The 14,925-nt window shown below is 73.8% G+C and carries 21 protein-coding genes; 10 read left to right on the top strand and 11 right to left on the bottom strand.

Annotation, left to right across the window (positions count from 1 at the left end):
• Positions 1–6: 6 nt before the first annotated feature.
• Together ABD973_RS03800 and ABD973_RS03795 are read right to left on the bottom strand one after the other, a co-directional pair.
• Positions 7–177, bottom strand: coding sequence for a hypothetical protein (locus tag ABD973_RS03800; protein ID WP_164720997.1), 171 nt, complete (start codon positions 175–177; stop codon positions 7–9).
• Between the two features lie 43 nt (positions 178–220).
• On the bottom strand, positions 221–772 hold the full coding sequence (locus tag ABD973_RS03795; RefSeq protein ID WP_125823229.1) for a type 1 glutamine amidotransferase domain-containing protein: 552 nt from the start codon (positions 770–772) through the stop codon (positions 221–223).
• Positions 773–926: 154 nt separating this feature from the next.
• Here ABD973_RS03795 and ABD973_RS03790 point away from each other — a divergent pair, with 154 nt between their 5' ends.
• Complete coding sequence (locus tag ABD973_RS03790; RefSeq protein WP_386381815.1) at positions 927–1,439, top strand: flavin reductase family protein; 513 nt, start codon at positions 927–929, stop codon at positions 1,437–1,439.
• Between the two features lie 102 nt (positions 1,440–1,541).
• The gene (locus ABD973_RS03785) at positions 1,542–2,048 is read left to right on the top strand and encodes a hemerythrin domain-containing protein (protein WP_345498436.1); all 507 of its coding nucleotides are present in this window, start codon (positions 1,542–1,544) and stop codon (positions 2,046–2,048) included.
• Between the two features lie 63 nt (positions 2,049–2,111).
• Here the strand turns inward: ABD973_RS03785 and ABD973_RS03780 are convergent, their stop codons facing one another.
• From ABD973_RS03780 to ABD973_RS03755, 6 genes are read right to left on the bottom strand one after another with little or no spacing between them, the layout of a single operon-like run.
• Positions 2,112–3,125: a glutathione S-transferase family protein gene (locus ABD973_RS03780; RefSeq protein ID WP_386381840.1), complete on the bottom strand. Its 1,014-nt coding sequence runs from the start codon at positions 3,123–3,125 to the stop codon at positions 2,112–2,114.
• A 5-nt stretch (positions 3,126–3,130) separates the two neighbouring features.
• Positions 3,131–3,718, bottom strand: coding sequence for a hypothetical protein (locus ABD973_RS03775; RefSeq protein ID WP_206436596.1), 588 nt, complete (start codon positions 3,716–3,718; stop codon positions 3,131–3,133).
• Positions 3,715–3,978, bottom strand: coding sequence for a CDGSH iron-sulfur domain-containing protein (locus tag ABD973_RS03770; protein WP_125601028.1), 264 nt, complete (start codon positions 3,976–3,978; stop codon positions 3,715–3,717). The genes ABD973_RS03775 and ABD973_RS03770 overlap by 4 nt, the downstream gene beginning before the upstream one ends.
• Positions 3,975–4,748 (bottom strand): metallophosphoesterase family protein, encoded by a 774-nt coding sequence (locus tag ABD973_RS03765; RefSeq protein ID WP_345498431.1) that lies wholly within the window; start codon positions 4,746–4,748, stop codon positions 3,975–3,977. Before ABD973_RS03765 ends, ABD973_RS03770 begins: the two co-directional genes overlap by 4 nt.
• The gene (locus tag ABD973_RS03760; RefSeq protein ID WP_125601022.1) at positions 4,745–4,999 is read right to left on the bottom strand and encodes a hypothetical protein; all 255 of its coding nucleotides are present in this window, start codon (positions 4,997–4,999) and stop codon (positions 4,745–4,747) included. Before ABD973_RS03760 ends, ABD973_RS03765 begins: the two co-directional genes overlap by 4 nt.
• Positions 4,996–5,748 carry a nucleotidyltransferase family protein gene (locus ABD973_RS03755; RefSeq protein WP_386381818.1) on the bottom strand — a complete coding sequence of 251 codons (753 nt, stop codon included), beginning with the start codon at positions 5,746–5,748 and terminating at the stop codon, positions 4,996–4,998. The genes ABD973_RS03760 and ABD973_RS03755 overlap by 4 nt, the downstream gene beginning before the upstream one ends.
• Before the next feature lie 82 nt (positions 5,749–5,830).
• Here ABD973_RS03755 and ABD973_RS03750 point away from each other — a divergent pair, with 82 nt between their 5' ends.
• Genes ABD973_RS03750 through ABD973_RS03735 form a run of 4 tightly spaced genes read left to right on the top strand, consistent with a single transcriptional unit; the run spans position 5,831 to position 8,654 of the window.
• Positions 5,831–7,120: a cytochrome P450 gene (locus tag ABD973_RS03750; RefSeq protein ID WP_345498426.1), complete on the top strand. Its 1,290-nt coding sequence runs from the start codon at positions 5,831–5,833 to the stop codon at positions 7,118–7,120.
• On the top strand, positions 7,092–7,415 hold the full coding sequence (locus ABD973_RS03745; RefSeq protein WP_125823234.1) for a plasmid stabilization protein: 324 nt from the start codon (positions 7,092–7,094) through the stop codon (positions 7,413–7,415). Before ABD973_RS03750 ends, ABD973_RS03745 begins: the two co-directional genes overlap by 29 nt.
• Before the next feature lie 22 nt (positions 7,416–7,437).
• Positions 7,438–8,112, top strand: a complete 675-nt coding sequence (locus ABD973_RS03740) for an HAD family hydrolase (RefSeq protein WP_125823235.1) — start codon at positions 7,438–7,440, stop codon at positions 8,110–8,112.
• 5 nt (positions 8,113–8,117) lie between these two features.
• Entirely contained in the window at positions 8,118–8,654 is a 537-nt protein-coding gene (locus ABD973_RS03735) for a cysteine hydrolase family protein (RefSeq protein WP_345504462.1), read from the top strand.
• Between the two features lie 97 nt (positions 8,655–8,751).
• Here the strand turns inward: ABD973_RS03735 and ABD973_RS03730 are convergent, their stop codons facing one another.
• Positions 8,752–10,221, bottom strand: coding sequence for an amino acid permease (locus ABD973_RS03730; protein WP_125823236.1), 1,470 nt, complete (start codon positions 10,219–10,221; stop codon positions 8,752–8,754).
• A gap of 555 nt (positions 10,222–10,776) precedes the next feature.
• On the opposite strand from ABD973_RS03730, the gene ABD973_RS03725 reads away from it, so the two are divergent.
• A complete protein-coding gene (locus ABD973_RS03725; RefSeq protein ID WP_125823237.1) occupies positions 10,777–11,142 on the top strand; it encodes an STAS domain-containing protein in 366 nt (121 codons plus the stop codon).
• Positions 11,143–11,157: 15 nt separating this feature from the next.
• The gene (locus ABD973_RS03720; RefSeq protein ID WP_345498421.1) at positions 11,158–11,613 is read left to right on the top strand and encodes an ATP-binding protein; all 456 of its coding nucleotides are present in this window, start codon (positions 11,158–11,160) and stop codon (positions 11,611–11,613) included.
• Here ABD973_RS03720 and ABD973_RS03715 read toward each other — a convergent pair.
• On the bottom strand, positions 11,585–12,178 hold the full coding sequence (locus tag ABD973_RS03715; protein WP_345498419.1) for a hydrolase: 594 nt from the start codon (positions 12,176–12,178) through the stop codon (positions 11,585–11,587). The genes ABD973_RS03720 and ABD973_RS03715 overlap by 29 nt on opposite strands.
• 92 nt (positions 12,179–12,270) lie before the next feature.
• Between ABD973_RS03715 and ABD973_RS03710 the strand changes: the two genes are divergently transcribed.
• Positions 12,271–12,828 carry a DUF6434 domain-containing protein gene (locus tag ABD973_RS03710; protein ID WP_125823239.1) on the top strand — a complete coding sequence of 186 codons (558 nt, stop codon included), beginning with the start codon at positions 12,271–12,273 and terminating at the stop codon, positions 12,826–12,828.
• A 125-nt stretch (positions 12,829–12,953) separates the two neighbouring features.
• Entirely contained in the window at positions 12,954–14,027 is a 1,074-nt protein-coding gene (locus ABD973_RS03705; RefSeq protein ID WP_125823240.1) for an enoyl-CoA hydratase/isomerase family protein, read from the top strand.
• An 88-nt stretch (positions 14,028–14,115) separates the two neighbouring features.
• Here ABD973_RS03705 and ABD973_RS03700 read toward each other — a convergent pair whose 3' ends face one another.
• Positions 14,116–14,862 (bottom strand): TetR/AcrR family transcriptional regulator, encoded by a 747-nt coding sequence (locus ABD973_RS03700; protein WP_125597396.1) that lies wholly within the window; start codon positions 14,860–14,862, stop codon positions 14,116–14,118.
• Positions 14,863–14,925 lie beyond the last annotated feature (63 nt).

Genomic DNA, 14,925 nt, shown 5'->3' with positions numbered 1-14,925 from the left:
CGCGCGTCAGTCGGGCGGTTCCGGCACCGGCTCCTCGGGGTTGCCGTCCGGGGGCCCGTCCGGGGGCCCGGGCGGGCGGGCCGGGGGGTCCTGCGGCCGCGGGTCGCGGGGGACCGGCTCGGGGCCGGACGGCACCGGCTCGGGGCCCTCGGGCGGCGGCGGGGTCGGTTGCGTCACGGTACTCACCTCTCCTGCGGCGGAGGTGACGAGCGGCCCGGTCTCAGGCCCGGGCCGCCGCCGCCCGGTCGAACTCGCGCAGCACGGCGGCGCAGAAGACGTCCAGGTCGTCCGGCTTGCGGCTGGTGACCAGCGTCGACGGCCCCGCCCGGCAGACCCGTACCGGCTCGTCCACCCAGGTGCCGCCGGCGTTGCGGATGTCGGTGGCCAGGCTCGGCCACGAGGTCAGGGTCCGGCCGCGTACGACGTCGGCCTCGACCAGGGTCCACGGGGCGTGGCAGATCGCGGCGACCGGCTTGCCCTGGGTGAAGAAGCTCCTGGTGAAGCCGACGGCCCGGTCGTCCGTCCGCAGGGCGTCGGGATTGGCGACCCCGCCGGGCAGGACCAGCGCGTCGAACGCGTCGGCGGTGTCCCCGGCCAGGACGTGGTCGACGGTGAAACGGCCGGCCCGGTCGAGGTGGTTGAACGCCTGGACCTGTCCGGCCTGCGTCGAGACCAGCTGCGGGTTCCAGCCGGCCCCCTCGACGGCCTTCCACGGCGCGGTCAGTTCCACTTCCTCGACGCCTTCGGGTGCGGTCAGAAAGGCGATGCGCACCGAATCCACCTCCTCGTACTCCGTCCGGTTCGCGCGTACCACCCCCGCCTGCCCGGACACGCGCCGCCCAAGCACCCGCTTCCCCGGTGCGGTGGCCGACCATGGGGAGGGTGTCCGCGGCGCCCGGCCGCGGCCCGCCAGCCAAGGAGTCCCCGTGCCGGAACCGGACCAGCAGCCCGGCCATGACCTCGGCGGCCTCGCCGAGGCCATGGACGGCGCGATGTACGTCGTCACGGCCGCAGCGGGCGGGCGGCGGGCCGGCTGCCTGGTCGGCTTCGCCTCGCAGTGCTCGATCGACCCGCCGCGCTTCGTGGTGTGGCTGTCCACCGAGAACCGCACCTACGACGTCGCCCGGGCGGCCTGCCACCTCACCGTGCACGTACTGGGCCGGGACCAGCGGGCCCTGGCGGAACTCTTCGGCGGGCGGACGGGCGACGACGTGGACAAGTTCGCGCGTACCGCCTGGGAGCCGGGGCTGGACGGCAGCCCCGTGCTGTCGGATGTACGCGTCTGGTTCACCGGCCGCGTCGAGCGGGTCCTCGAGGCGGGCGGCGACCACGTCGGCTTCGTGCTCGCCCCGGCCGGGCCCGGCGCCGGCCCCGCCGAGCCGCCCGGGCCGCTGCGGTTCAGCGCCGTCAGTGACGTGGAGGCCGGCCACCCGGCCTGACCGGCGGACGGGCGGCGATCAGGCCGTAGGGACACGTTTCAACCGGCCGCGAGCGAGCACCCGCCAGACGACCGACGGAGATCCGACCGAGGAGGAAGAGCCATGTCCGAGTCCGCGGACCGCAGGGAACAGGACGTCGTCGCGGTGATCCTGGAGGACCACCGGACCATGGAGGAGCTGTTCCGCAGGATGCGCAGCGTCGAGGACGACCGCGCGGGAGCGCTGCGGGAGTTCGCCGCGCTGCTCATCGCCCACGGCGAGGCGGAGGAGTCGGAGGTCTACGGCGCGCTCAAGCGCTACCGGAACGTCGACGACGAGGAGGTCGAGCACGGCGTGGAGGAGCACGAGGAGGGCAACAAGGCGCTGCTCGACCTGCTGGAGGTGGAGGAGGTCGGCTCCGAGGAGTGGGACTCCAGGCTGGAGGACCTGGTCGAGGCCGTCTCGCACCACGTGGACGAGGAGGAGCGCACCATCCTCAACGGCGCCCGCGAGAACGTCCCGGACGAGCGCAGGGCCGAGCTGGCCGCCGCGTTCCTGAAGGAGCGCCAGAGGCAGCTGGAGTCGGACTGCGGCAGCATCGAGAACGTCCGGGCCGTCGTGAACAGGTGACCGCGGGCCGTTGACGGGTGACCGCGGGCCGGTGGGCCACGGCCCCCTACGCCGGGCCCGCGCCTACGCCGGGCCCGCGCCCGGGAGGGGGTTGTGGCCCGCCGGCACCCGTTCCTCGCGGGGCGGTGGCCCCGGCGGGGTGCCGGCGCCGAAGGGCCGGCCGCCGAGGCCGGCCCGGTCGTGCGGGGCGAGCCAGGCCCGCGGTTCGGGCCCCGCCGGGATGATGCCCGTGGGATTGATGTCGGTGTGCACCAGGTGGTAGTGCCGTTTGATGTGGTCGAAGTCCACGGTGTCGCCGAAGCCGGGCGTCTGGAACAGGTCCCGCGCGTACCCCCACAGCACCGGCATCTCCGCGAGCTTGTTCCGGTTGCACTTGAAGTGGCCGTGGTACACGGCGTCGAAGCGGACGAGCGTGGTGAACAGCCGTACGTCGGCCTCGGTGAGGGTGTCGCCGACCAGGTAGCGCGAGCGCGCGAGCCGGTCGGAGAGCCAGTCGAGCCGGGCGAACAGCCGCTCGTACGCCTCCTCGTAGGTTTCCTGGGAGCCGGCGAACCCGGCCCGGTAGACGCCGTTGTTCACGTCCCGGTAGACCACCTCGTTCACCGCGTCGATGTCCGGCCGCAGCGCGGCCGGGTACAGCTCGGGCGCGCCCGGGCGGTGGTGGGGCGTCCACTCCAGCGACATGTCGATCGTGATCTGAGGGAAGTCGTTCGTGACCACCGCGCCGGTCGGGACGTCGACGATCGCGGGGACCGTGACGCCGCGGTCGTAACCGGGGTCCCGCGCCAGGTAGGCCTCCTTGAGGCGCTCGATGCCGAGCACCGGGTCCCGGCCGCCCGGATCGAGGTCGAAGGTCCAGCTGTCGTCGTCGTGGACCGGGCCGGCGACGGCCATCGGCAGGGCCCGCTCCAGGCCCAGCAGCCGCCGGACGACCACCGCCCGGCTCGCCCACGGACAGGCCCGGCTGACGGCGAGGCGGTAGTGCCCCGGCAGCACGGGGAAGCCGTCGCGGCCGTCGGCGGTGATCCGCGTCGCGATGTAGCGGCTGTCGCGCTCGTACCCCTTGCCGGGGCTCACGTACGTCACGCCGTGCGCCTGCCCGCGTGGTGCGCCGGCGAACGAGCGGTGTCGCGGCGGCGGGCTGCCGTGGTCCCCGCCACGTCGGGGGCGAACACCTGCGCGGAGCGTTCCCCGCGCAGGGTCTCCAGGATCCGGATCTGCCGCTCGGCCCGCCGCAGCAGCTCGTGCAGGCGGTCCCCGTCGACCCGGGCGCCGTGGTCCGCCAGCGCCAGCAGCGCCCGCCACATGCAGGCCTTGCCCTCCGCCCCCAGACGCATCGCCTCCAGCTCCAGGACGTCGCTGAGCGGCGAGCGCGTGAACAGGTGCCCGTTGAGCTTGAGCCGGCCGGCCTTCTCGGCGAGCCCGCCCAGCGCCGCGCGGACCCGTGACTCGGGGACGCCGAGGCCGGCCATGACGGCGCGCAGGCTCTCCCGGTCCTCGGCGACCTCCCGGGCCAGCGCCGCCAGCGGCGGCCCGAGGGCGGTGCCGCGGTGGGCGCGGGCGGCGCGGCGCAGCAGTTCGGTGCCGGCGCTCGCCCCGGCGAGGTGGTCGTTGAGGTAGATGCCCAGCAGCTCGGGCGCCGGACGGCCGGCGGTGGGGCGGCTGTTCATGACGGTTCCTCTCGGTCGGGCGGACCCGTGCACGGCGCCCCGCCTCCGTCCCCGGGCGCCGCCTCGCGGCGGCGGGGCCGGTGGCTGGTGTCGCACCACGGGTAGGTGCGGCTGCGGCGGCAGGTGCACACGGCGACGGTGAACCGGTCGGAGCGGACGACGGTGCCGTCGTCGAGGACGACCTCCACGGGGCCCTCGACGAGCACCGGCCCGGCCGGATCCACCGCCACCCGGCGGGCGGCGGGGTCGGGAGCGTTCATGTGCGCGCCTCCTGGGGAGTGGTGGTAGACCGGTGCGCGGCGGCACCGTCGGGGGAGAGGTGGTACACCGAGAACGCCTGTCCGATGACGGGCATGGCCACGTTGCGGACCTGGACCCCGCCCGCCGTCATGCCGTGTTCGGTGCCGAGGTGGGCGTGGCCGTGGACGGCGAGGTCGGCGCCCTCCTCGTCCATCGCCTCCGCGAGGAGGTAGCTGCCGAGGAAGGGGTAGATCTCGCGGGGCTCGCCCGCCAGGGTGTCCGGCACGGGGGAGTAGTGGGTGAGTGCGATGCGCAGCGCGCTGCCGGCCTCGCGCAGCTCGCGCAGGGCGCGCCCGAGGGCCTTCGCGCTGGCGCGGGTGCAGCGGATGAAGGACTTCATCTCCGGTTCGCCGAACTCGCTTCCGGCGCGGCCGGCGAACCCGCCGCAGAAGCCCTTGGTCCCGGCGATCCCCACGGGGGTGCCGTCGAGGTCGAGGAGGACGCCGTCGCCCTCCAGCACGTACAGGCCCGCCGCGCGGAGCTCGTCCGCGACGGCCTCCTGCCGGTCGCTCTGGTAGTCGTGGTTGCCGAGCACCGCGACCACGGGCACCGGGAGCCCGGCGGCCTCGGCGGCCACCACCCGCGCCTCCTCCGGGGTGCCGTGCCGGGTCAGGTCGCCGGCGAGGAGCAGCAGGTCGGCGCAGCCGCCCAGGGTGTCGAAGGCGGGCCGCAGCAGCCCGGCGCTGTCCGGGCCGAGGTGGATGTCCCCGACGGCGGCGACGCGGATCACGACAGCTCCTCGGCGTGGTCGGGGGGCCGGGCCCGGCTCAGGGTGATGTCCTCGTACCAGTCGTGGCCCGCCAGCTCCTCGTCGGCGATCCGCAGGACGGCCGCCTTGCGCTCCTCGTCGCCCACGCAGCCGCGGAGCACGGCGCGGGCGCCGTGCAGCTCGACCCGGACGCCCAGCTCGGCCAGTTCCTCGCGGGCCAGGCGCTCGCGCAGGTGCTCGATGCGGTACTCGATGATGCCGCTGGAGGTCATGTCCGTTCTCCCGTCGCTCCTTCTCCGGTCACTCCTTCTCCGGTCACGCCCGCTCCCGCCACGTCCGTGCGTTCGATGACGCGGAGCCGTTCGAGCAGGTGGAAGAACGCGTCGGGCAGCGGTTGCGCCCGGTGGTCGCGCTCCAGCCGGGCCCAGTCGATCTGCTCGCGGAGCATGCGGGCCATGGGCAGCAGGTCGCCGAAGTCGCAGTAGTGCTCGCACAGCGCGGCGAGCCGGCTGTCCATCAGGTCGGTGGGCGAGAGGACCGGCATCCACACCGAGTCCACCGCCTTGACGCTCGCCCGTTCCAGCAGCTCCGTGCCGACCGGACGCCGGGCCAGCTCGAAGATCAGGTCGATCTCCTCCCCGCCCGAGCGGCCCTTGACCAGCCAGTCCTCCGGGGCCCGGCGCATGGCGATGCCACCGTCCTCCAGGGCCTTGACCGCCTGGTCGGCGTCCTCGGGGCGCACGCAGAAGTCCGTGTCGTGCTGGAAGCGGGCCGGCAGGCCGTGGGCGAAGGCGGCCACGCTGCCGGCGAGGGCGAAGGGCGGCCCCGAACGTTTCAGGAGGGCGGCCACCCGCTTGGTCGTCTCCAGGATCGCCTGGGTGTGGTCCTTGGGCAGCGCTCCCTCGGCCGGCGCGGGAGCCGTCAGGCCCTCCGGCGGGGCGACGCCCTCGAGGGCGGAGGAGGTACGTGCGGCCACGGGGCGCCTCCCTGGTTCCACCCGCACGGTGTCACGGTCGGGCATGGCCCCCGCCTAACCCGTCCGGCCGTGTCGAAACCCCCGGGGCGCGAGGAGTGCCGCGGGACGCGCCGGGTAGGCGGGCGGCATGTCCCCACTGATCGACAGCACGGTCCCCCTGCTGACCCAGGGCTACGCCTGGGCCCCCGACCTGCGGCGCCGCCACGGCGACCCGCCCGCCGTCCGGACCCGGCTGATGGGCCGGCCCGCGCTCCTGCTGCACGGCCCGGCCGCCGTGGACTTCTTCTACGACGAGCGGCACGTGCTCCGGGACGGCGCGCTCCCCGGGCCCGTGCTCGACACCCTCTTCGGACGGGGCGCCGTCCACACCCTGGACGGCGAGCGGCACCGGGTCCGCAAGGCCCTGTTCGTGTCCCTGCTGATGCGGGACGGCTCCGTGGACCGGCTCACCACACTCGTACGCCGGCACTGGGCGGCCGCCGTCGACGGATGGGAGGGCCGGGGCGCCGTCCTGTTCGACGAGGCGGCGACGGTGCTCGCCCGGGCCGTCTGCGACTGGACCGGCCTCGCGGTACCCGAGGACGCCGCCCGCGAGATCGCCGAGGACTGCGTGGCCATGGTCGACGGCTTCGCGACCCCCGGACCGCGCCACTGGCGGGCCCGCCGGGCCCGGGCCCGCCAGGAGGAATCCCTCGCCCGCACCGTCGAGGAGCTCCGCGGCGGCGTGACCCGCCTCCACCAGGCCCTCCCCCCGGGCGGCGGGAACACCGCGCTGGAGGCGGTCGCCCGGCACCGCGACGCCGACGGCCGGCTCCTCGACCCGCGCACGGCGGCCGTGGAACTGCTCAACGTCATCCGCCCCTGCGTCGCCGTCGCCTGGTTCGTGGCCTTCGCCGCGCACGCCCTGCACCGCAGGCCCCGGCTCGCCGACGCGCTGCGCGCGGACGACGGGGCGTACGCCAGGGCCTTCGCCCACGAGGTGCGGCGCTTCTACCCCTTCGTGCCCTTCGTCGGCGGTCTCGCCGCCCGCGACCTGCGCTTCGGCGGGCAGGCCGTCCCCGAGGGCACCCTGGTCCTCCTCGACGTGTACGGCCACCACCACGACCCCGCCCTGTGGCCCGACCCCTACCGTTTCGACCCGCTGCGCTTCCTCGGCCGCGAGCCCGGCCCCGGCGCACTCATCCCCCAGGGCGGCGGCGACGCCCGCACCGGCCACCGCTGCCCCGGCGAGGACATCACCGTCGGGCTGCTCGCGGAGTTCGCCTCCGCCCTGGCCGGCCTGGACACCGAGGTCCCCGAGCAGGACCTGCGGATCCCGCTCCACCGCATCCCGACACGGCCGCGCAGCGGGTTCACCGTGTCGGTCCCGTCCCGGCAGAGGAGTCACCATGCCCCGAGGTTCCAGTCCCAAGCGTGAAAGGCAGTACGAGCACATCAAGGAGAGCGCCGAGGAACGCGGCGAGAGCCCCGAGCGGGCCGAGGAGATCGCGGCGCGCACCGTCAACAAGGAACGCGCCCGCGCGGGCGAGTCCAAGACCGCCAGCAAGAGCTCCCTCGACGACATCTCCTCCTCCCGGCGCGGCGGGCTGCACTCCCACAGCGGGTCGCGGGGCCCCACGTACGACCAGCTCTACGCGGAGGCCAAACGCCGCAACCTGCACGGCCGTTCCTCCATGGACAAGGCCGAACTCGAACGCGAACTGGGCTACTGAACCCCGCCCCAGGGAGGCACGCATGAACCGGGCCGCGCTGTTCGACGTCGACGGCACCCTCGTCGACACCAACCACCTGCACGTCACGTGCTGGTGGGAGGCACTGCGGCAGGCGGGCCACGAGGTGGCGATGCACGACGTCCACCGCGCGGTCGGCCTCCCCGGCGAGGACCTGCTCGCGCACCTCCTCGGCGAGGACCGCGACACCGCCGAGGACGAGCGGCTGTCCGCGGCGCACGAGACCCTCTACGCCACCTGGTTCGACCGGCTGCCCCCGTTCGGCTCGGCCTCCCGGCTGCTGCGCGAACTGGACCGGCGGGGCTGGCGGGTGGTGCTCGTGACCTCCGCCAAGGAGGCCGAGCTGGACGCCCTGCGGCGAGCCGTCGACGCCGACGACGCCATCACCGCCACGGCCAGTTCCGACGACGTCGACGAGGGCAAACCCGCACCCGACCCGGTACACCACGCCCTCGGCCTCGCGGGCGCGCGGGCGCGCGGCTCCGTCCTCGTCGGCGACACCGTGTGGGACATGCGGGCCGGCACCCGGGCCGGCGTCTCCTGCGTCGGCCTGCTGTGCGGCGGCATCCCGCGCGCCGACCTGGAGGAGGCCGGCGCCCGCGCGGTGTACCGGGACCCGGCCGACCTGCTCGCCCACCTCGACCGGAGTCCCTTCGCGGCGGCGGAGCGGGCGGGGTGAGCGCCGTGCCGGAGACCGCGCTGATCGTCATCGACATGATCAACACCTACGAGCACGAGGACGCCGAACTGCTGCTGCCCTCGGTGAGCGAGGTCCTGACCGGGATCGGGACCCTGCTCGGCGCCGCCCGCGAGCGGAAGGTCCCGGTCGTCTACGTCAACGACAACTTCGGATTGTGGCGCTCCCACCACGGCGAGATCCTGGAAGCGGCCCTCGCCGGCCCGCACGCCGACCTCGTCGAGCCCGTCCGGCCCGACGAGGAGTCCCTCTTCGTCGTCAAGGCGCGCCACTCCGTCTTCTACGAGACCCCGCTGGCCTACCTCCTGGGCCGGCTCGGCGTCGGCCGGCTGGTGCTGTGCGGCCAGGTGACCGAGCAGTGCGTCCTCTACTCCGCCCTCGACGCGCACGTCCGCCACCTGGACGTGACCGTCGGCCGCGACGCCGTGGCCCACATCCACCGGGACCTGGCGGACGCGGCCCTGCGCATGATGGAGGTGAACATGGCCGCGGAGGTCCGCGACGCCGCGGACGTCCGCCTGTGACCGCGACTCGCGGCGGAGCCGGGGCGGGCACGCCGAAGGGGGCGCACCGGCCGGGGGAGGGGCCGGCACGCCCCCTTCGGGGGAGTGCGGTCAGCGGTCAGGACCGGGCCGCGGGCTCCAGCGCCTCGTCGGCGTCGCCCGCCGCACGCGCCGCGACCTGCGGGTTGCGCGACTTCAGCACGGCCCAGCCGATGGCCAGGCAGACGGCCCAGCCGGCGCCCACGTACAGGGAGACGCGGCTGTCCGGGTCGATGGCGATCATCACGGTCACCAGCAGCAGGAAGGCCACGGCGATCCAGCTGCAGATGGTGCCGCCCGGCGCCGGGAAGGAGGAGGCGGGCAGCTTGCCCGCGTCCACCGCGCGGCGGTAGCGGATGTGGCTGACCAGGATCATCAGCCAGGTCCAGATGCCGGCCGCCGTCGCCACCGAGGTGACGTAGCCGAAGGCCTTCTCCGGGACGACGTAGTTCAGGACCACGCCGATGCCCATGAGGGCGGTGGAGAGGGTGATGGCCACGGCCGGGGTCTTGGTGGAGCTGAGCTTGCCCAGCAGCTTGGGCGCCTCGGAGTTCGCGGCCAGGTCGCGCAGCATGCGGCCGGTGGAGTACATGCCGGAGTTGCAGGACGACAGGGCCGCGGTGAGCACCACGAAGTTGACGATCGCCGCGCCGGCCGGGATGCCGATCTTCGCGAAGGCCGCCACGAACGGGCTGACGCCGGGCTGGAACTCGGTCCACTTGACGACCATCAGGATCACGCTGAGCGCACCGACGTAGAAGACGATGATGCGCCAGGGCAGGGTGTTGATGGCCTTGGGGAGGGTCTTCTCCGGGTTCTCGGACTCGCCGGCGGTGACGCCGACGAGCTCGACGGCCAGGTAGGCGAACATGACGCCCTGCAGGGTCATCAGGCTGGAGCCGACGCCCTTGGGGAAGATGCCGTCGAAGGCCCAGAGGTTGGACACGGCTGCGGTGTCACCGGCCTGGCTGAAGCCGAAGGTGACCACGCCGATGCCGATCACGATCATGCCGATCAGGGCCGTGACCTTGACCATCGAGAACCAGAACTCGATCTCGCCGAAGATCTTCACCGAGATGAGGTTGGCGACGTACAGGACCACCAGGAAGACCAGGGCGGTCACCCACTGGGGGACGTCCGGGAACCAGAAGTGCACGTAGATGGCCGCGGCGGTCAGCTCGGCCATGCCGGTGACGACCCACATGAGCCAGTACGTCCAGCCCGTCACGAACCCGAAGAACGGGCTCAGGAACTCGCGGGCGTACTCCGCGAAGGAACCCGAGACGGGGCGGTACAGGAGCAGCTCGCCGAGCGCTCGCATGATGAAGAAGACGATGACGCCGGCGAGGGCGTACATGAGGATGAGGCTGGGCCCGGCCTTGGCGATGTTCGCCCCGGCTCCCAGGAAGAGGCCGACGCCGATGGCGCCGCCGATGGCGATCATCTGGACCTGGCGGCTGCCGAGGCCGCGCTCGTAGCCCTCCTCGGGCGTGGTGCCCGTGGTGGCGTTGTCGTCGCCGTGGTGCTGTTCGACCTGCGTCGAGGTCATGCTCTGGTGCGCCTTTCCGCTCCATGCCGATCCGCCGCCGTGCTCGGCCGCGGATCGGGTTCCGATCCCCCGGATGCTGATGGAGTTGCATGCCGGCGGTCGGCCGACTTCAGCGCCCCTGTCCGGACGTGGGTGGTCCGGCAGGCGGTCGAGAAGATGTACCACGGTGTCCGGCGCGGGGCCGTGGCGAACATCACCGGCAAATCGGCCATTCGCCCGTGACCAGGCCCAAAGACCCTTGCGCAGTGATGTCATCGTTATCCGGATCTGAGCCTCCGCTGAGCGAACGCACAATGACATCGAGGCAACGCGTGCCACCGCCGTCCCGCACGGGCGCCGCGACGGTCACGCAGCGTGAACGCCGAACTGTGGCGCCACCCGATGTCCGTCGGTCGATGCCCTTCGGTGCCACCGCCGGGGCCTTCGTCCATCGGACCGGGCCGCCCGGGGGAAAACCCGCCGGGTTCCCCGGGAGTCCCGAGGAGTGCGGCGGCGCCGCATATAGCGTCGGGCTGGGGGAAGGCGTAGGGGGCAGCTGACGGAAGGTGATGCCGGATGGTCTCCGGAGCGGACGACAAGCGGTTCACCGTCGCGGTGCGGACGGTGGACGGGGTTGTACTGCTCACCCTCGGCGGTGAGCTGGACCATGACACGGCGGGACCCCTCAAGGAGGCCCTGGACGCGGCCGCCCGGCGGGGCGGCCGGCTGCTGGTCGACATGGCGGGACTGCGCTTCTGCGACTCGACGGGTCTCAACGCCCTGCTCCACGGCCGCCTGGCCGTCCAGGAGGCCGGCGGCAGCCTGGAGCTGGCCGGGCTGGCGGGGCCGGTCGCCAGGATGTTCCGCATCACCGGCGCTGACGGGGTCTTCCCGGTCCACGCCGACGTCGCTCAGGCGCTGGGTGCCAACCAGGGGCGATGAGAGGGGGCGAGAGCCGTGGAGCAGCGTGGCCCGGCCGAGCGCAACTGGCTCCTGGTTCTCGAGGGGATGGCCGACCCCGTCCTGCGCAGCCGTGACTTCACCCGGCGGGCGCTGACCGCCTGGCATTGGCTGCCGGTGCGGACTCCGGCGGCGCGGGAGGCGGTGGAGGACGTCCTGCTGCTGGTCTCCGAGGTGGTGGCCAACGCCTGCCTGCACGGCGGCGGGCCCGGGGTCCTGGTCCTGGACTGTACGGACGACCGGCTGCGGATCGAGGTCACCGACTCCAACCCGGCGCCGCCCGTGCCGTCGGGGGACGGGAGGAACCCCAGTCGGCCGGGTGGGCACGGGCTGATGATCGTGGACCGGCTGGCCCGGGCCTGGGGCACGCGGCCCGGGGCCGCCGGCAAGTGCGTCTGGGTGGAAGTGGCGTGCCCGGGCACCCTCAGTGGAGCGTGTCCAGAACCGCGATGATCTCGCGGGTGGTGCTGACCCGGCCGATCCGGGGGAAGATCTTGCCGAAGGTGTGGGCGTGCGAGTCGGCGTCCACGTCGGCGGTCGCGTCCTCGGCGAAGACCAGGCCGTAGCTGTGCTCCCAGGCGGCCCGGGCGGTGGACTCCACGCCGATGCTCGTCGAGATGCCCGCAAGGACGATCCGGTGGATCCCGCGCCGGCGCAGCTGGAGGTCCAGCTCGGTGCCGGTGAAGGCGCCCCAGTGGCGTTTGGTGACGGTCACGTCCCCCAGCGCGGCCAGTTCGGCCGGGATCTCGGAGAAGGCGGCCGGCGGGGCGGTGGCGGGGCCGGGGCGGTCGACGTCGGTGGTCGGCAGGTCGCCGCCGTCGGGCGACCAGGCGACGTTCACCAGGACGACCGGCAGTCCGTGCGCCCGGAAGGCCTCGGCGAGCGCGATGCCGTTGCGCAGGATCTCCTCGCCGGGGCGGGCGGTGGGCAGGGCGAGGATGCCCCGCTGGAGGTCGATGAGCACGAGCGCGGTGCCGGTGTCGAGGACCGGAGCGGAGGCGGGGGAGGGGGAGGTCATGGGGACGACCGTAGGAAAGGGCGGGCGCGGTTGCACGCGTGTCCTGCGGCGGGGCGGCCGTGTCGCCGTCGTCGCCCCCCTAGGATGGGAACATGAGTGCGAATCACGTGGGGGAGAGCCGGCCCGAGCCCACCCCGGAGCTGTCCGGGGCCGAGCTGCTGCGCTGGTACTGGACGCTGGAGGAGCTGACCGGGCTCGCCCGGCGGACGGGCGTCTCCACGGGCGGCGGCAAGGCCGCGCTCACGGAACGGCTCGCCGCCGCGCTGGACGGCCGCGCCCTCCCGGCCCCCGCCCCGGCCGCCCGGCGGGGCGGGCGCCAGCTGAAGGCGCCCGTCGGCCCGGCCAGCGTGATCCCCGAAGGCCAGCGGTGCAGCCAGGTGCTCCGGGAGTTCTTCCTCCGCGAGATCGGACCGGGTTTCCACTTCGACGCCTTCATGCGGGAGTACGTATCCCAGGGCGCGGGCCGCACCCTCGCCGAGGCCGTCGCCCACTGGCACGCCACGCGGCAGCGCGCGGCCGAACCCCAGGAGGTCGGCGCCCAGTTCGAGTTCAACCGGTTCCTGCGCGACTGGCACGCCCGCCACCCGGACGGCGCCCGTGACCAGGCGCTCGCCGCCTGGCGCGAACACCGGGCCCGCCCCCGCGACTGAGCCGCGCCCGGGTGCTGTGCCCCCTCGTTTCCCAAACCTCTGGTACAGACCTGGTTCACCCCGAATCCGGTCAGACTTGACAAGTCCACCAGAAACGATCTTCATGGGGCGGGGGAGGAGACATACTGACGGACGTGACCGACGACACCGTTCTGATCGAGACCGACGGCTGTACGGGGCTGATCACCCTCAATCGCCCCCACGCCCTCAACGCCCTCACCCACACCATGGTGCTGCGGATCGGGGAAGCCCTTGCGGCCTGGGAGGGTGATCCCGCCGTGAGCCAGGTACTCCTGCGCGGCGCCGGGGAGCGCGGCCTGTGCGCGGGCGGGGACATCCGGGCCATCCACGCCGACGCGAAGGCGGGCACCACCGGCTCCCTCGATTTCTGGCGGGACGAGTACCGGCTCAACGCCCGCATCGCCCGCTACCCCAAGCCGTACGTGGCCCTCATGGACGGGATCGTGATGGGCGGCGGCGTCGGGCTCTCGGCCCACGGCGGCGTCCGCGTCGTCACCGAGCGGTCCCGGGTGGCCATGCCCGAGACCGGGATCGGCTTCGTCCCCGACGTCGGCGGCACCTACCTGCTCTCCCGCGCCCCGGGCGAGCTCGGCACCCACCTGGCCCTCACCGGCACGGCCGTCGGCGCGGGCGACGCCCTGCTGTGCGGACTCGCCGACCACTACCTGCCCTCCGGCTGGCTGGAGGAGTTCACCTGGGAGCTCACCAGGGCACCCGTGGCCGAGGTGCTGCCCAAGTTCGGCGACGCCACCACCCCCGAGGCCCCGCTCGCCGCCGACCGGGAGTGGATCGACCACTGCTACGCCGCCGACACCGTGGAGGAGATCCACCAGCGGCTGCTGGAGTCGGGCCTGGCGGCCGCGCGGGAGGCCTCCCGGCTCCTGCACGCCAAGTCGCCGACCTCCCTCAAGGTCACCCTCGCCGCGCTGCGCCGCGCCCGCGAACTGGACTCGCTGGAGCGGGTGCTGGAGCAGGAGTACCGGGTCTCCGCCGCCGCGCTGTCGACGCCCGACCTGGTCGAGGGCATCCGGGCCCAGGTGATCGACAAGGACCGCCGTCCGCGCTGGTCCCCGGCCGCCCTCTTCCAGGTCCGCCAGGCCTCGGTGGACCGGCACTTCGCCCCGCTCGGCGAGGACCGCGAGCTGACCTTCCCGCAGCCCGGGGCCGGCCGCGGCTGACCCGGGTCGCCGGGCGTCCCGGACCGGACCGCTCCCCGCGTCCCGGACCGGACCGCTCCCCGCGTCCCGGACCGGCCGGCCTCCCGCGTCAGTCCCGGGCGAGCCGGACCGCGAGGCCGTCGAGGACCCGCTGGAGCCCGTAGTCGAAGTTCTCGTCCCGCAGTCGCGCCGGGTCCTGGTTGTGCCGGGAGTACGCGTGGTCCTTCACCACGGGGTGGTCCTCCAGGGCGGCCTCGGCGGCGGGCAGCAGCGACTCCAGCCACTCCGTCTCGGTCTTCCCGCTGCGGGCGAGGAGCGAGAGGTAGGAGGCCTCGCTGGTGGTGGCGCCGATGACGTAGGAGATGACGGCCTTCACCGCGAGGTCCGCCTCGCCCGCCGGGAAGCCCGCCGACACGGACAGGCCCAGCAGCCGTTCCGACATCCGGATCAGGTTCGGCCCCAGGTGCGCCAGCCCGACCTGCCCGAGGACCGAGGCCACCCAGGGGTGGCGCAGCACCATCGCCCGCAGGCTGTGGCCGCACTGCGCGAGGGCCTCGCGCCACTTCTCCCCCGCGCCGTCGGCCGCGGGCAGCTCCAGCTCGCCGTAGACCTCGTCCACCACCAGCTCGATCAGCTCGTCCTTGTTGGCCACGTGCCGGTAGAGCGAGGTCGCGGCGGTGCCCATCTCCGCGCCGAGCTTGCGCATGCTGAGCGCCTCGATGCCCTCGGCGTCCAGGAGTCGCACCGCGGCCGCGACGATCTGCTCCTGGCTGAGCGCGGGCTGTTCCTTCCGTCGCCGCGGCCTGGTCCACACGGAGGGCACCGGCGCGAGGGTCTGCTGCTCTGAAGAGGACATGTTCTCAGCCTAACCCGATGCGAACAGTGTACGCATCATGCGTACACCCCGGCGCGTCTCCCC

Origin of the sequence: Streptomyces racemochromogenes, assembly GCF_039535215.1 — a bacterium.
GTDB lineage: Bacteria > Actinomycetota > Actinomycetes > Streptomycetales > Streptomycetaceae > Streptomyces > Streptomyces racemochromogenes.
This window is presented reverse-complemented; position numbering and strand designations above follow the sequence as displayed.